At 70.9% G+C, this 14548-nt stretch carries 12 protein-coding genes; 3 read left to right on the top strand and 9 right to left on the bottom strand.

Annotation, left to right across the window (positions count from 1 at the left end):
* Positions 1-11 precede the first annotated feature (11 nt).
* From ACWCQS_RS01880 to deoC, 3 genes are read right to left on the bottom strand one after another with little or no spacing between them, the layout of a single operon-like run.
* Entirely contained in the window at positions 12-896 is an 885-nt protein-coding gene (locus ACWCQS_RS01880; RefSeq protein ID WP_451002649.1) for an aldehyde dehydrogenase family protein, read from the bottom strand.
* A complete protein-coding gene (locus tag ACWCQS_RS01875) occupies positions 889-2319 on the bottom strand; it encodes an aldehyde dehydrogenase family protein (protein WP_451002648.1) in 1431 nt (476 codons plus the stop codon). The genes ACWCQS_RS01880 and ACWCQS_RS01875 overlap by 8 nt, the downstream gene beginning before the upstream one ends.
* Positions 2320-2325: 6 nt before the next feature.
* Positions 2326-3285: a deoxyribose-phosphate aldolase gene (gene deoC, locus ACWCQS_RS01870; RefSeq protein ID WP_451003010.1), complete on the bottom strand. Its 960-nt coding sequence runs from the start codon at positions 3283-3285 to the stop codon at positions 2326-2328.
* A gap of 135 nt (positions 3286-3420) precedes the next feature.
* On the opposite strand from deoC, the gene ACWCQS_RS01865 reads away from it, so the two are divergent.
* The gene (locus ACWCQS_RS01865; protein ID WP_451002647.1) at positions 3421-4125 is read left to right on the top strand and encodes a PH domain-containing protein; all 705 of its coding nucleotides are present in this window, start codon (positions 3421-3423) and stop codon (positions 4123-4125) included.
* A gap of 22 nt (positions 4126-4147) precedes the next feature.
* Here the strand turns inward: ACWCQS_RS01865 and ACWCQS_RS01860 are convergent, their stop codons facing one another.
* The 5 genes from ACWCQS_RS01860 to ACWCQS_RS01840 all read right to left on the bottom strand — a co-directional run bounded on the left by ACWCQS_RS01860 (position 4148) and on the right by ACWCQS_RS01840 (position 9755).
* On the bottom strand, positions 4148-4636 hold the full coding sequence (locus ACWCQS_RS01860; protein ID WP_451003009.1) for a hypothetical protein: 489 nt from the start codon (positions 4634-4636) through the stop codon (positions 4148-4150).
* Between the two features lie 300 nt (positions 4637-4936).
* Complete coding sequence (locus ACWCQS_RS01855; RefSeq protein WP_451002646.1) at positions 4937-5455, bottom strand: hypothetical protein; 519 nt, start codon at positions 5453-5455, stop codon at positions 4937-4939.
* 463 nt (positions 5456-5918) lie between these two features.
* On the bottom strand, positions 5919-7550 hold the full coding sequence (locus ACWCQS_RS01850) for a phospho-sugar mutase (protein ID WP_451002645.1): 1632 nt from the start codon (positions 7548-7550) through the stop codon (positions 5919-5921).
* 811 nt (positions 7551-8361) lie between these two features.
* Positions 8362-9186 carry a purine-nucleoside phosphorylase gene (locus ACWCQS_RS01845; RefSeq protein WP_451002644.1) on the bottom strand — a complete coding sequence of 275 codons (825 nt, stop codon included), beginning with the start codon at positions 9184-9186 and terminating at the stop codon, positions 8362-8364.
* 131 nt (positions 9187-9317) lie between these two features.
* On the bottom strand, positions 9318-9755 hold the full coding sequence (locus tag ACWCQS_RS01840) for a gamma-glutamylcyclotransferase (RefSeq protein WP_451002643.1): 438 nt from the start codon (positions 9753-9755) through the stop codon (positions 9318-9320).
* Between the two features lie 96 nt (positions 9756-9851).
* Between ACWCQS_RS01840 and ACWCQS_RS01835 the strand changes: the two genes are divergently transcribed.
* Together ACWCQS_RS01835 and ACWCQS_RS01830 are read left to right on the top strand one after the other, a co-directional pair.
* Positions 9852-11300: an NAD(P)H-quinone dehydrogenase gene (locus tag ACWCQS_RS01835; protein ID WP_388620051.1), complete on the top strand. Its 1449-nt coding sequence runs from the start codon at positions 9852-9854 to the stop codon at positions 11298-11300.
* Between the two features lie 166 nt (positions 11301-11466).
* Entirely contained in the window at positions 11467-12396 is a 930-nt protein-coding gene (locus ACWCQS_RS01830) for a DeoR/GlpR family DNA-binding transcription regulator (protein ID WP_451002642.1), read from the top strand.
* A gap of 191 nt (positions 12397-12587) precedes the next feature.
* Here the strand turns inward: ACWCQS_RS01830 and ACWCQS_RS01825 are convergent, their stop codons facing one another.
* A complete protein-coding gene (locus ACWCQS_RS01825) occupies positions 12588-14360 on the bottom strand; it encodes an acetyl/propionyl/methylcrotonyl-CoA carboxylase subunit alpha (RefSeq protein ID WP_451002641.1) in 1773 nt (590 codons plus the stop codon).
* Positions 14361-14548: the final 188 nt, after the last annotated feature.

Below are 14548 nucleotides of genomic sequence, written 5' to 3'. Positions count from 1 at the left end.
CCCGAACCCCGTCAGTAGGAAGACCCACTCGCACCCAACGACCCCGTCGGATGCCACACCGTCTTCGTCTCCAGGAACGCCGTCATCCGCTCGATCCCCGGCGTCTCGAAGTAATCCACAGCCTGTGGACGAAGCACCCGCTTCAGGTTGTCGGCCGCGGCGATCTCCAGCTCCTTGGCCAGTGCCTCATCCGCGCCGGCGAGGTCGATCGCGTTCACGTCCTGGTGCGCGGCCAGCGGGGCCGCGATCTCCGCCGTACGGCCGGACAGGACGTTGACGACACCGCCGGGGACGTCGGAGGTGGCCAGGACCTCGCTCAGGGAGAGGGCGGGCAGCGGGGCCTTCTCGCTGGCGACCACGACCGCTGTGTTGCCGGTGGCGATCACGGGCGCGAGCACTGAGACCAGGCCCAGGAACGACGACTCCTGCGGGGCCAGTACGGCCACCACGCCGGTCGGCTCCGGCGAGGAGAGGTTGAAGAACGGCCCGGCGACGGGGTTCGCACCGCCAATCACCTGGGCGATCTTGTCGGTCCAGCCCGCGTACCAGACCCAGCGGTCGATGGTCGCGTCGACGACACCCGCCGCCTTGGACTTGGACAGGCCCTCCGCGTCGGCCACCTCGCGCACGAACTGCTCGCGGCGGCCCTCCAGCATCTCCGCGACGCGGTAGAGGATCTGGCCGCGGTTGTACGCCGTCGCGCCGGACCAGCCGCCGAACGCCTTGCGTGCGGCGACCACCGCGTCACGGGCGTCCTTGCGGCTCGACTGCGGCGCGTTGGCCAGCCAGTTGCCCTTCGAGTCCGTCACCTCGTACACCCGGCCGCTCTCGGAACGCGGGAACTTCCCGCCGACGTACAGCTTGTAGGTCTTGAAGACAGACAGGCGATCAGACATCGAGGTATGCCTCCAGGCCGTGGCGGCCGCCCTCGCGGCCGAAGCCCGACTCCTTGTAACCGCCGAACGGCGAGGTCGGGTCGAACTTGTTGAACGTGTTGGACCAGACGACGCCCGCGCGGAGCTTGTTCGCGACCGCCAGGATGCGGGAGCCCTTCTCGGTCCAGATGCCCGCCGACAGGCCGTACTGCGTGTTGTTCGCCTTGGCGACCGCCTCGTCCGGGGTGCGGAAGCTGAGGACCGACAGCACCGGGCCGAAGATCTCGTCGCGGGCGATGGTGTGCGCCTGGGTGACGTTGGTGAAGAGCGTCGGGGCGAACCAGTAGCCGGAGGCCGGCAGTTCGCAGGCCGGGGACCAGCGCTCGGCGCCCTCCGCCTCGCCCTGCTCGGCCAGCGCGGTGATCCGGGCCAGCTGCTCGGCGGAGTTGATCGCGCCGATGTCGGTGTTCTTGTCCAGCGGGTCGCCGAGGCGCAGGGTGGACAGGCGGCGCTTGAGGGAGTCCAGCAGCTCGTCCTGGATCGACTCCTGGACGAGGAGGCGGGAGCCCGCGCAGCAGACCTGGCCCTGGTTGAAGAAGATGCCGGTGACGATGCCCTCGACGGCCTGGTCGATCGGGGCGTCGTCGAAGACGATGTTGGCGCCCTTGCCGCCCAGTTCCAGGGTGAGCTTCTTCCGCGTGCCCGCGACCGTGCGGGCGATCTCCTTGCCGACGGCCGTGGAGCCGGTGAAGGCGACCTTGTTCACGTCCGGGTGCGCGACCAGCGCGGCGCCCGCGTCGCCGTAGCCCGGGAGGATGTTGACGACGCCCTTGGGCAGGCCGGCCTGGCGGCAGATGTCCGCGAAGAACAGCGCCGACAGCGGAGTGGTCTCCGCCGGCTTCAGGACGACCGTGTTGCCGGTCGCCAGCGCCGGGGCGATCTTCCACGCCAGCATCAGCAGCGGGAAGTTCCAGGGGATGACCTGGCCGGCGACGCCCAGCGGCTGCGGGTTCGCACCGAAGCCCGCGTGGTCGAGCTTGTCGGCCCAGCCGGCGTAGTAGAAGAAGTGCGCGGCGACCAGGGGGAGGTCCGCGTCGCGGGTCTCCTTGATCGGCTTGCCGTTGTCCAGCGTCTCCAGGACGGCCAGCTCACGGCTGCGCTCCTGGATGATCCGGGCGATGCGGAACAGGTACTTGGCGCGCTCGGAGCCCGGCAGCGCGGACCACTTCTCGAAGGCCTTGCGGGCGGCCTTGACGGCCCGGTCGACGTCCTCGGCGCCGGCCTGGGCGACCTCCGAGAGCACCTCTTCGGTGCTGGGGCTGACTGTCTTGAAGACCTTGCCGTCGGCCGCCTCGGTGAACTCGCCGTCGATGAACAGGCCGTAGGAGGGGGCGATGTCGACGACCGAGCGGGACTCGGGCGCCGGTGCGTACTCGAAAACCATGATCGATCAGTCCACCGTCACGTAGTCGGGGCCGGAGTAGCGGCCGGTGGCCAGCTTCTGGCGCTGCATCAGCAGGTCGTTCAGCAGCGAGGAGGCGCCGAAGCGGAACCAGTGGTTGTCCAGCCAGTCCTCGCCCGCGGTCTCGTTGACCAGGACCAGGAACTTGATCGCGTCCTTGCTGGTGCGGATGCCGCCGGCCGGCTTCACGCCGACCTGGACGCCGGTCTGGGCGCGGAAGTCCCGTACGGCCTCCAGCATGAGGAGGGTGTTGGCGGGGGTCGCGTTCACCGCCACCTTGCCGGTCGAGGTCTTGATGAAGTCGGCGCCGGCGAGCATGCCGAGCCAGGAGGCGCGGCGGATGTTGTCGTACGTCGACAGCTCGCCGGTCTCGAAGATGACCTTCAGCCGGGCGCTGTCGCCGCAGGCCTGCTTCACGGCGACGATCTCGTCGTACACCTTCAGGTACTTGCCCGCGAGGAACGCGCCCCGGTCGATGACCATGTCGATCTCGTCGGCGCCGGCGGCGACGGCCTCGTGGACGTCGGCCAGCTTCACGTCGAGGGCGGCACGGCCGGCCGGGAAGGCGGTGGCGACCGAGGCGACCTTGACGCCGGAACCGGCGACGGCCTCCTTGGCGACGGCCACCATGTCGGGGTAGACGCAGACCGCGGCCGTGGTCGGGGTCGTACGGTCCGTGGGGTCGGGGTGGACCGCTTTGGCGCCGAGCGCCCGGACCTTGCCCGGGGTGTCCGCGCCTTCCAGCGTCGTCAGGTCGACCATCGAGATGGCGAGGTCGATGGCGTACGCCTTCGCGGTGGTCTTGATGGAACGGGTGCCGAGAGACGCGGCGCGCGCCTCCAGGCCGACCGCGTCGACGCCGGGCAGCCCGTGCAGGAAGCGGCGCAGCGTGCTGTCGGACGCGGTGACATCCGAGAGAGCGTGAGCTGTGGGTGCGGTAGTGGGCATGGTCACCAGACGAGCATATCTACGCGCGTAGCGGCTGTACAGCCCTCCCGCTCGTCTCCCCTCCGGAGATCACAGCTGAGCGCCGGTTCCGGGGCGCGTGGAGGCACCGCAGCCAGTGTCATGCAGACTGGGCCCATGACCACGCCCGACCACCAGTCATCCGCGTCACAGCCTCCGGTCTCCACCGCCAAGGACCGGGTCTACCGCTCGCCCATGGCGCTCGTGGGCGGCGTACTGCTGCTCGTCGTCATCGGCTGGCTCGGCTTCGACGCGCTGTTCCGGGGCCATGGCCGTGCGCCCTGGCTGGCGCTCGCCGGGATGATCCTGATCGTGCCGCTGGTGATCGCCTTCACGCTCCGCCCGGCGGTCTTCGCGGGCGAGAACCGGCTGCGGGTGCGCAACCCGTTCCGGGTGGTCGGCCTGCCCTGGGGCGAGGTCGCCTCGCTGCGCTCCGGCTTCTCCAACGAGGTCGTCGCGAAGTCCGGCGCCAAGTACCAGCTGTGGTCGATCCCGGTGTCGCTGCGGGCCCGCAAGAAGGCGGAGATGCGCAAGTCACGGGCGGCGGCGGACGCGGCGCGCGGCGGGGAGTCGACGCGCCGCACCTCCGGCTTCGGCGGCATGGGCGGCTTCGGTGGCTTCGGCGGCGGTGGCGCCGGCGGTGTGTCCGGGCCGACCCGTGCGGAGACCGACCAGGTCATGGACGAACTGCGGGACCTGCTGGACCGGCGCGGCGAGGCGGAGCCGGCGCAGGGGGAGGTCACCGTGCGCTGGGCGTACGAGGTGATCGCGCCCGCACTGGCCGGTGCGGTGCTGCTGCTGATCCTGCTGGCCACGGGGTGAGGTCCGCAGGGCCGGGCGGGCGTCAGCCGGGGGTCACCGAGCCGCAGCGTTGGCCGTGAAACATGCGTGAGCCCCCGCCGCCGTTCCTCCTGGACGGATGAAACCTGCGGCTGAAGTCCATGGGGATGTCCAGCGCGAAGAAGTTCTTCCCGTTCCCCGTCCGCGCGCGCAGGCGGATCCGGTGCTCGGCCACCGGCACGGTCTCGGGAAGCCGCAGGATCCACGCCTGCTTCCACGGCCCGACGGGAGGCCTGGGGTCACCCGGCAGCCCCGCGCCCATGTGAGCCAGCAGGTCGGGCAGCCCATACCAGCGGTCCAGCATCTTCACCGGACCGAACTTCATGATCACATTGCAGGTGACCCGGGTCAGGTCGACGGCCTCCTTGAGGTGGCCGGCCAGCTCGCAGCGGACCTGGTGTCCGAGCCACGGCAGCGCGGGGGTCAGCGTGATGGTGACGAGGTCCAGGACATAGGTGTCGTCGCTGATGTCCTCCACCAGGCCCACACTCATCTCACTCACCCCGCAGTGCGTCTTTCGCCGCTTCCTCACCCGTTCGGCGGTGGGAAACGATGGGAAGGAAGCCGACGGCCGTCGCGTCGGGACAGGCGCCGACGGAGGGCGCTCGGGCGGGCAGCACCGGGCGGTGCGGCCGTGGACGAGAGGACGGCCGCCCGGAGACCCGGCGTACGGCGCCCGGTGTCCGGTCCTGGCGGGATGCGCCCGGCGTGTCGCCCGTCCGACAATGGTCAGGGCGGGTGCTCCGGCCCGATTCCGGCGGGCCGGAGCACCACATGTGCACTTCGGCGCGGACTACTCCCAGTCCCCGTCGAAGTGCCGGACCACGCGGAAGCTGGCCACCACGCCGTCCTTGATGTTGATGCCGTGGATGTGCCCGACACGCACACCGTCCGCGGAGCTGCGGGGCCCGACAGTGGCGACGGGAGCGCCGTTGTCGCAGACCACCCCGCGGAAGACCTCGACGGTCTTACGGCTGTCGTTGCGGATGTTCAGGGTCTTCGCGCCCAGGCCGCTGATCACGGTGATGCAGTCGCCGGGGTGGGCGGAGTAGGAGCGCTCGTTGATCTCGATCCGGCCCCAGTCCTCGGGGCCCCAGTCCTCGTGGCCCCTGCCTCTGTTCCCGCCCTCGTTGCCCTTGCCCTGTCCGGCCTCGCCGCCGAACGGAGCCGTGTCAGGAGCGGCAGGGATGGACTGGGGAGCCGGGGTCGACTGAGGGGCGGAGGCCGCCGAGGCGTAGGTGATGCCGGTCGCGGCCAGGGCAGACGCGGCCGCGATACCAGCAGTGACGACGGTGGAACGGGGGAGCTTCATATCGCTTCTCCTGTCTCCGGTTTCAGAGATACCGGCCCGTGAGCCGGCTCCTGAGTAAAAGTACCTACACCAGTCATACCGGTCATATAAGACAACAGGAGCAGAGGGCCGATCGGGGTACTTTTGGCGCCCCGTACCGCTCCCCGGAGGCCGACGACGACTCGTCAAGTGGGCGTGATTAAAAGCAGATTGACCGACTATTAGGCCTTCTGAAGTATCTTCTGACGCTCGCTCACTTCCGTCGTGTCGCGGCGTGTCGCGGTGCGTCGCAGCGTGTCGCTGCGGGCGGCGGAGGCGAGTCGTGTTACAGGGCGCTGCCTCGATGTCGTCGGCCGCGAGGGCGCGGCCGCGAGGCGAGGGGCGAACAGCGGCTGTATTCCCGGCAGTTGGCGAAAGCCGCTGGTCCGGGGATGACGAAATGGGGGTGCCCCGGGCCGGGGCACCCCCATCGGTGTCGTACGGATCAGATGCCGGCGGCCGCCGACAGGTCCCGCTTGATCGCGGTGAGGAGGTCCGTCGCGCGGGCGCGGGCGGCCGGCAGGGCCGCGTGGTCCGCGACCGGTACGACGACCTCCAGGTAGCACTTCAGCTTCGGCTCGGTGCCGCTCGGGCGGACGATCACGCGGGCGCCGTCGAGCGTGTAGCGCAGGCCGTCCGTGGGCGGGAGCTTGGCGCTGCCCCGGGTCAGATCCTCGGCGCCGGTGATGGCCAGGCCCGCCAGCTCGGTCGGCGGCTGCTCGCGCAGGCGGCGCATCGCGTCGGCGATCAGCGAGAGGTCCTGCACGCGGACCGACAGCTGGTCGGTGGCGTGCAGACCGTGCTCCACGGCGAGGTCGTCGAGGAGGTCGAGGAGGGTACGGCCCTCCTCCTTGAGCTGCGAGGCCAGCTCGGTGATCAGCAGCGCGGCCGTGATGCCGTCCTTGTCGCGCACGCCCTCGGGGTCCACGCAGTAGCCGAGGGCCTCCTCGTAGCCGTAACGCAGGCCGTCCACGCGGGCGATCCACTTGAAGCCGGTCAGGGTCTCCTCGTAGGGGAGGCCGGCCTTCTCGGCGATCCGGCCGAGGAGGGAGGAGGAGACGATCGACTCGGCGAACACGCCGCTCGCGCCCCGGCGGACCAGGTGGGCGCCGAGCAGGGAGCCGACCTCGTCGCCGCGCAGCATCCGCCAGTCCTCGCCCTCCTTGACGGCCACCGCGCAGCGGTCGGCGTCGGGGTCGTTGGCGATGACCAGGTCCGGGTCGGTCGTACGGGCCTGGGCGAACGCCAGGTCCATCGCGCCCGGCTCCTCCGGGTTCGGGAAGGCGACCGTGGGGAAGTCCGGGTCGGGGTCGGCCTGCTCGGCGACCAGCACCGGTTCCGGGAAGCCGGCCCGGGCGAAGGCGGCGAGGAGGACGTCCTTGCCGACGCCGTGCATCGCCGTGTAGACCGTGCGGGCGGTACGGGGGGAGCCTTCGGCGAGGACGGCGTCCGTACGGGCCAGATAGGCGTCCAGGACCGCGTCGTCCAGGGCCTCCCAGCCGGCGTCCGGGCGCGGTACGTCGTTCAGGGAGGCGATCGCGTCGATCTCCGCGGCGATTTCCGCGTCGGCGGGCGGCACGATCTGGGAGCCGTCGCCGAGGTAGACCTTGTAGCCGTTGTCCCGGGGCGGGTTGTGGCTGGCGGTGACCTCCACGCCCGCGACCGCGCCGAGGTGCCGTATGGCGTACGCCAGAACCGGGGTGGGCAGCGGGCGGGGGAGTACGGCGGCGCGCAGGCCGGCGCCGGTCATCACGGCGGCGGTGTCGCGGGCGAAGTCGGCGGACTTGTGGCGGGCGTCGTAGCCGATGACGACGAGTCCGCCGGGGTGGCCGTTCTTCTTCAGGTACGCGGCGAGGCCGGCCGCCGCCCTGATCACGACGCTGCGGTTCATGCGCATCGGGCCGGCGCCGAGTTCACCGCGGAGACCTGCGGTGCCGAACTGGAGGGTGCCGCTGAAACGGGCCGACAGTTCGTCGATGTCACCGGCCTCGATCAGCTTGGCGAGTTCGGCGCGGGTCTCCTGGTCGGGGTCCTCGGCGAGCCATGCGTGGGCCTTGGCCATCAGTTCGTCGTGCACCTTGGGATCAACCTCTCCTAGTCCTCGCTGGGGGCTCCGCCCCCAGACCCCCGTTTCCCACCCGCCCACCCGACTCGGTCGGCTGGAAAGTCAACGAGCGGCACCGCCCCACCGCTCCCACGGCACCGAGGCCCACTCACGGCGCGTGGCTCAGCGCTGCGCTCGCAGTCTCGCGCATTCCCGAGCCACCACATGGCGGTGGGCTTGCAGCCCCCGCGAGTCCCCGAGCCCACCCGCCCGCGTGCGCTCGTGGCCCCGTGAGTCCCCGAGCCCGCCGCCGAACGACGGCTCGTTGTCCCGTGAGTCGCCGAGTCCGCCGCCCGGCGGTGTGCTCATGGCCTCGTGAGTCCCCGAGTCCGCCTGCCCGGGCGTGCGCTCAGCGCCTCGCGAGTCCCCAAGCCCGACGGCCGGCGGTGCGCTCGCAGCGCCGAGAGTCCCCGAGCCAGCGTTCAGCCGTGCACTCGCAACCTTGAGTCCCTGGTGGCTCTGCCGTTGCCGTCGTAGCTCCGTGAGTCCCTGGTGGCTCTGCCGTTGCCGTCGTAGCTCCGTGAGTCCCTGGTGGCTCTGCCGTTGCCGTCGTAGCTCCGTGAGTTCCTGGTGGCTCTGCCGTTGCCGTCGTAGCTCCGTGAGTTCCTGGTGGCTCTGCCGTTGCCGTCGTAGCTCCGTGAGTCCCTGGTGGCTCTGCCGTTGCCGTCGTAGCCCCGCGACCCCCGATGGCCCCGCCGATGCCGCCGCCGCGGGCCCCGGTGGCTCCGGTGCCGCCGTCAATGCCGCCGCACCCCCGTGAGAGCCCAGCGGCATGCCGTCTGTCTTACAGCTTCCCCAGGACCTGGCCCAGCAGTTCGCCCATCCGGGCGGCCGAGTCGCGGCCTGCCTGGAGGACCTCCTCGTGGTTGAGGGGCTCGCCGGTCATGCCGGCCGCCAGGTTGGTGACCAGGGAGATGCCCAGCACCTCGGCACCCGCCTCGCGGGCGGCGATGGCCTCCAGGACCGTGGACATGCCGACCAGGTCCGCGCCGATGACGCGGGCCATGCGGATCTCGGCCGGGGTCTCGTAGTGCGGGCCGGGGAACTGCGCGTAGACGCCCTCCTCCAGGGAGGGGTCGATCTCCTTGCACAGGGCGCGCAGGCGGGGCGAGTAGAGGTCCGTCAGGTCGACGAAGTTGGCGCCGACGATGGGGGACGTCGCCGTCAGGTTGATGTGGTCGCTGATCAGGACCGGCTGGCCGGGGCGCATGCCCTCGCGCAGGCCGCCGCAGCCGTTGGTCAGGACGATCGTCTTGCAGCCGGCGGCCACGGCCGTGCGGACGCCGTGGGCGACGGCGGCGACGCCACGGCCCTCGTAGTAGTGCGTGCGGCCCAGGAAGACCAGCGCGCGCTTGTCACCGAAGGAGTACGAGCGGATCTTGCCGCCGTGCCCCGCCACGGCCGGCGGCGGGAAGCCGGGCAGCTCGGTGACCTGGAACTCGGCGTCGGGTGCGCCCAGGGCGTCGACGGCCGGAGCCCAGCCGGAGCCCATCACGAGGGCGACGTCGTGGGTCTCGGCGCCGGTGAGTTCGCGCAGGCGCGCGGCGGCGGCGTCGGCGGCGGCGTACGGGTCGCCCTGGATGTCGTCCGGAAGAAGAGATGCGTTCACGTGGTTGAGGGTAGCCGGTGTTCGCCTACGCGCGTAGATGACAGACGTCACGGGATTGCTTTCGTTGTCTTGTTGTTTCCGACGAAGCCGTGACGAAAGGGGTCTGTGTGTCTTCTGTGAGCCGCCGGTGCTCAGCAGGGGCGCTTGCGCAGCTCCATCACATAGTCGTGCGGCGCCCCGGCCGACTCCGCCGCGTCGGCGATCTCGCCCAGGTAGCGGGCCGAGGGCAGGCCGCCCTCGTAACCGTTCAGGACGTACGTCCATGCGGCCTCCTCGCCGTCGAGGGTGTGCACCCGCACGCGTACCCGGCGATAGAGATCCAGTCCCACGCCCTCCCACCGATCGAGGGACTCCTCGTCCAGGGGTGCGATGTCGTACAGGCCGACGAAGACCTGCGCGAGCGGATCCTCGACGATCGTCGCCAGCGCGCCCTCCCAGCCCAGCTGCTCGCCGCCGAACGTCAGCCACCAGCCGTTCAGCCAGCCCGTGGCGCGCAGCGGGGAGTGCGGGGCGCGGTGCGACATCAGGCGCGCGTCGAGGTTGCCGGCGTACGCGGCATAGAGCGACATGGGGAGAGGGTACGGCAGGGGGAACGCGAGTCACTCGAGTCCCAGGGAGAGCTTCCGCGCGCCCCCGGGCAGTAGCACCTTGAGGCGTGCGGGACAATGGAGTACGTGACTCGGATCGTGATCATCGGTGGCGGACCCGGCGGATACGAAGCGGCCCTGGTGGCCGCCCAGCTCGGTGCGGAGGTGACCGTCGTCGACTGCGACGGTCTGGGCGGAGCGTCGGTGCTGACCGACTGCGTGCCGTCGAAGACGCTCATCGCTACGGCCGAGGTGATGACCACCTTCGACTCGTCGTACGAGGAGCTCGGGATCATCGTCGCCGACGACACCCCGCCGCTGGAGCAGGCGGCCCGGGTGGTCGGGGTGGACCTCGGGAAGGTCAACCGGCGCGTGAAGCGGCTCGCGCTCGCGCAGTCGCACGACATCACCGCCTCCGTCACCCGCGCCGGCGCCCGGGTCATGCGCGGGCGCGGCCGGCTGGACGGCATGCAGGCCCTCGACGGGTCCCGGAAGGTCGTCGTCACCGCCGCCGACGGCACCGAGGAGACCCTCACCGCCGACGCCGTCCTCATCGCCACCGGCGGGCACCCGCGCGAGCTGCCCGACGCCCAGCCCGACGGCGAGCGCATCCTGAACTGGACCCAGGTCTACGACCTCACCGAGCTGCCGGAAGAGCTGATCGTGGTCGGCTCCGGTGTGACCGGTGCCGAGTTCGCCGGTGCCTATCAGGCGCTGGGGTCCAAGGTCACGCTCGTCTCCTCCCGGGACCGGGTCCTCCCCGGTGAGGACCCGGACGCGGCCGCCGTACTGGAGGACGTCTTCCGGCGCCGTGGCATGAACGTCATGGCCCGTTCCCGTGCCGCCTCCGCCAAGCGGGTCGGGGACCGGGTGGAGGTGACGCTGGCCGACGGGCGCGTCATCAGCGGTACGCACTGTCTGATGGCCGTCGGTGCCATCCCGAACAGCGCGGGGCTCGGCCTGGAGGAGGCCGGCGTCAAGCTGCGCGACTCGGGTCACATCTGGACCGACAAGGTGTCCAGGACGACCGCTCCGGGCGTCTACGCGGCCGGTGACGTGACCGGTGTCTTCGCCCTCGCGTCCGTCGCCGCCATGCAGGGACGTATCGCCATGTACCACTTCCTCGGGGACGCGGTGGCCCCGCTGAACCTGAAGACCGTCTCCTCGAACGTCTTCACCGACCCCGAGATCGCGACCGTCGGCTACACGCAGGCGGACGTGGACGCGGGCAAGATCGACGCACGGGTCGTCAAACTGCCCCTCCTGCGCAACCCGCGCGCCAAGATGCAGGGCATCCGCGACGGCTTCGTGAAGATCTTCTGCCGGCCGGGCACGGGGATCGTCGTCGGCGGTGTGGTCGTGGCGCCGCGCGCCTCGGAACTGATCCACCCCATCTCGATCGCCGTCGACAACAATCTGACAGTCGAACAGATCGCGAACGCGTTCACCGTGTACCCCTCCCTTTCGGGGTCGATCGCGGAGGTGGCCCGGCAGCTGCACACCCGCAAGGCCGGCGCGGAGGCCTGACGGCCGGATCCGACTACCCGCTGGTCACGGGGAGTTGCCGCGTTTGCGTACGGCATAGTCAGGGCGGATAGGTCCTATACCACTTCCCGCCCTGCCATGCGAACAACTTCGTTTATTCGGCGCAAACTGCTGAAAGCAGACGGTCGCTGGGGTTACTGTCAGTTTCGTGTTCGCTGCTGAACGTCGCCAATTGATCCTCGAAATGGTGCGAGCGAACGGTGCCGTGTCGCTCCGTGAGCTCGCCCGCGTCGTCCAGACCTCCGAAGTGACCGTACGGCGGGACGTGCGGGCACTGGAGGCAGAAGGACTCCTCGACCGCCGGCACGGCGGTGCGGTACTGCCGGGCGGGTTCACGCGAGAATCCGGCTTTCCGCAGAAATCCCATCTCGCGACCGCCGAGAAGACGGCCATCGCCGACCTCGCGGCGGGCCTCGTCGAAGAGGGCGAGGCCATCGTGGTCGGGGCCGGTACGACCACACAGGAGCTGGCCCGCCGGCTCGCCAGGGTGCCCGGGCTGACCGTCGTCACCAACTCGTTGCTGGTGGCCCAGGCGCTGGCCCACGCCAACCGGGTGGAGGTCGTGATGACCGGCGGCACCCTGCGCGGCTCCAACTACGCCCTCGTCGGCTCCGGAGCCGAGCAGTCCCTGCAGGGGCTGCGGGTGTCCAAGGCCTTCCTGTCGGGGAGCGGGCTCACCGCCGAGCGCGGTCTGTCCACGTCCAACATGCTCTCGGCATCCGTCGACCGGGCACTCGTCCAGGCCGCCGCGGAGGTCGTGGTCCTCGCCGACCACACCAAGCTCGGCACGGACACGATGTTCCAGACCGTGCCGACGGATCTCATCACGCGCCTGGTCACCGACGAGCCTCCGGCCCACGACGACCGCGCCGCCACCGAGTTGCAGGCGCTCGCCGACCAGGGGGTGCAGATCGCCGTGGCCGGGGCCAACGGAGCCCCTCCGGGGGGTGAGCAGGCCCCGGCGCGGCGAGCCCCACTGCCGGGGCCGCGCAGGGGCATGGCGCTCCGCTCGGGGGCGGGGTACGGGGAGACTGCGGGTCCTGAGCGGGGGCGCGTCGCCGATCTGCGACGGCGCTAGCTGTCAGGCTCGGTTGGGGGGCCGTGCCTGATCGCCGTGGGGGCTGTGGTCCGTCGGCGTGTGCGGGTTCGTTGTGGTTGTGCGCGCACACGCGTCCTCAGGGAGATGCAGCTCGCCCGCCTCGCTGAAAGGCGGAACGCCCGGCAGGCCAACCGAGGTCGGTCCACCGGGCGTTACTCGGACTGGTGCCGTCAGTCCTTGATCTCGCAGATCGCCGCGCCGGACGTGACGGAGGCGCCGACCTCCGCGCTCAGGCCCTTGATGGTGCCCGCCTTGTGCGCGTTGAGGGGCTGCTCCATCTTCATGGCCTCCAGGACGACGACCAGGTCGCCCTCCTTGACCTCCTGGCCCTCCTCGACCGCGACCTTGACGATCGTGCCCTGCATCGGGGAGGCGAGCGTGTCACCGGAGGCGACGGGGCCGGACTTCTTGGCCGCGCGGCGCTTCGGCTTGGCGCCGGCCGCGAGGCCGGTGCGGGCCAGGGACATGCCGAGGGAGGCCGGGAGGGAGACCTCCAGGCGCTTGCCGCCGACCTCGACGACGACCGTCTCGCGGCCCGCGTCCTCCTCGGCCTCGGCCTCGGCGGGGGCGGCGAACGGCTTGATCTCGTTCACGAACTCGGTCTCGATCCAGCGGGTGTGGACCGTGAACGGGTCGGTGGAGCCGGTCAGTTCGGGGGCGAACGCCGGGTCCCTGACCACCGTGCGGTGGAAGGGGATCGCCGTGGCCATGCCCTCGACCTGGAACTCCTCCAGGGCGCGCGCGGCCCGCTCCAGGGCCTCCTTGCGGGTACGGCCCGTGACGATCAGCTTGGCCAGCAGGGAGTCCCACGCCGGGCCGATCACGCTGCCGGACTCCACGCCCGCGTCCAGGCGGACACCGGGGCCGGACGGGGCGTCGAACCGGGTGACCGTGCCGGGGGCGGGGAGGAAGTTGCGGCCCGGGTCCTCGCCGTTGATGCGGAACTCGAAGGAGTGGCCCCGCAGCGCCGGGTCGTCGTAGCCCAGCTCCTCGCCGTCGGCGATGCGGAACATCTCGCGCACCAGGTCGATGCCGGTGACCTCCTCGGTCACCGGGTGCTCGACCTGGAGGCGGGTGTTGACCTCCAGGAAGGAGATCGTGCCGTCCTGGCCGACCAGGAACTCACAGGTGCCGGCGCCGACGTAGCCGGCCTCCTTCAGGATGGCCTTCGAGGCCCGGTACAGCTCGGCGACCTGCTCGTCGCTCAGGAACGGCGCCGGGGCCTCCTCGACCAGCTTCTGGTGGCGGCGCTGCAGCGAGCAGTCACGCGTGGAGACGACGACCACGTTGCCGTGCTGGTCCGCCAGGCACTGCGTCTCCACGTGGCGCGGGCGGTCGAGGTAGCGCTCGACGAAGCACTCGCCGCGGCCGAAGGCGGCGACCGCCTCGCGGACCGCCGAGTCGTACAGCTCGGGGACCTCTTCGAGGGTGCGGGCGACCTTCAGGCCGCGGCCGCCGCCACCGAAGGCGGCCTTGATCGCGATCGGCAGGCCGTGCTGCTCCGCGAAGGCCACGACCTCCTCGGCACCGCTCACCGGGTCCGGGGTGCCGGCCACCAGCGGGGCGCCGGCGCGCTGCGCGATGTGGCGGGCGGCGACCTTGTCACCCAGGTCGCGGATGGCCTGCGGCGGCGGGCCGATCCAGATCAGGCCCGCGTCCAGCACCGCCTGGGCGAAGTCGGCGTTCTCCGACAGGAAGCCGTAGCCCGGGTGGATGGCGTCCGCGCCGGACTCGCGCGCCGCGTTCAGCACCTTCTCGATGTCCAGATAGCTGGTGGCCGGTGTGTCACCGCCCAGGGCGAACGCCTCATCCGCGGCGCGGACATGCAGAGCGTCCCGGTCCGGGTCGGCGTAGACGGCCACGCTCGCGATCCCGGCGTCCCGACAGGCTCGGGCCACGCGGACAGCGATTTCGCCACGGTTGGCGATGAGCACCTTGCGCACGATTGAGGCTCCCTCCTTGAAACAAGCCGAGTTTAGGGACTGCCGACACGGCACTTCGACCCGTCCCCAGTGGTGAGCTTGCCCACACGGAGCGTGATTCGAGGCTCGCTCGACCGGCGAAAAGCCTTGTCGCACCCCGGTACGCAGGACTCCTCCGGAAAACCCTAGCCCGGCCATGTGGTCAAGGT

It is taken from the genome of Streptomyces sp. NPDC002076 (assembly GCF_053593835.1).
This window is presented reverse-complemented; position numbering and strand designations above follow the sequence as displayed.

Excerpts from the sequence above, each read along its gene's own strand:
- ACWCQS_RS01880 (WP_451002649.1), bottom strand. The coding sequence starts at position 896 with ATGTCTGATCGCCTGTCTGTCTTCAAGACCTACAAGCTGTACGTCGGC.
- ACWCQS_RS01875 (WP_451002648.1), bottom strand. The coding sequence starts at position 2,319 with ATGGTTTTCGAGTACGCACCGGCGCCCGAGTCCCGCTCGGTCGTCGAC.
- deoC (WP_451003010.1), bottom strand. The coding sequence starts at position 3,285 with ATGCCCACTACCGCACCCACAGCTCACGCTCTCTCGGATGTCACCGCG.
- ACWCQS_RS01865 (WP_451002647.1), top strand. The coding sequence starts at position 3,421 with ATGACCACGCCCGACCACCAGTCATCCGCGTCACAGCCTCCGGTCTCC.
- ACWCQS_RS01860 (WP_451003009.1), bottom strand. The coding sequence starts at position 4,636 with ATGAGTGTGGGCCTGGTGGAGGACATCAGCGACGACACCTATGTCCTG.
- ACWCQS_RS01855 (WP_451002646.1), bottom strand. The coding sequence starts at position 5,455 with ATGAAGCTCCCCCGTTCCACCGTCGTCACTGCTGGTATCGCGGCCGCG.
- ACWCQS_RS01840 (WP_451002643.1), bottom strand. The coding sequence starts at position 9,755 with ATGTCGCTCTATGCCGCGTACGCCGGCAACCTCGACGCGCGCCTGATG.
- ACWCQS_RS01835 (WP_388620051.1), top strand. The coding sequence starts at position 9,852 with ATGGAGTACGTGACTCGGATCGTGATCATCGGTGGCGGACCCGGCGGA.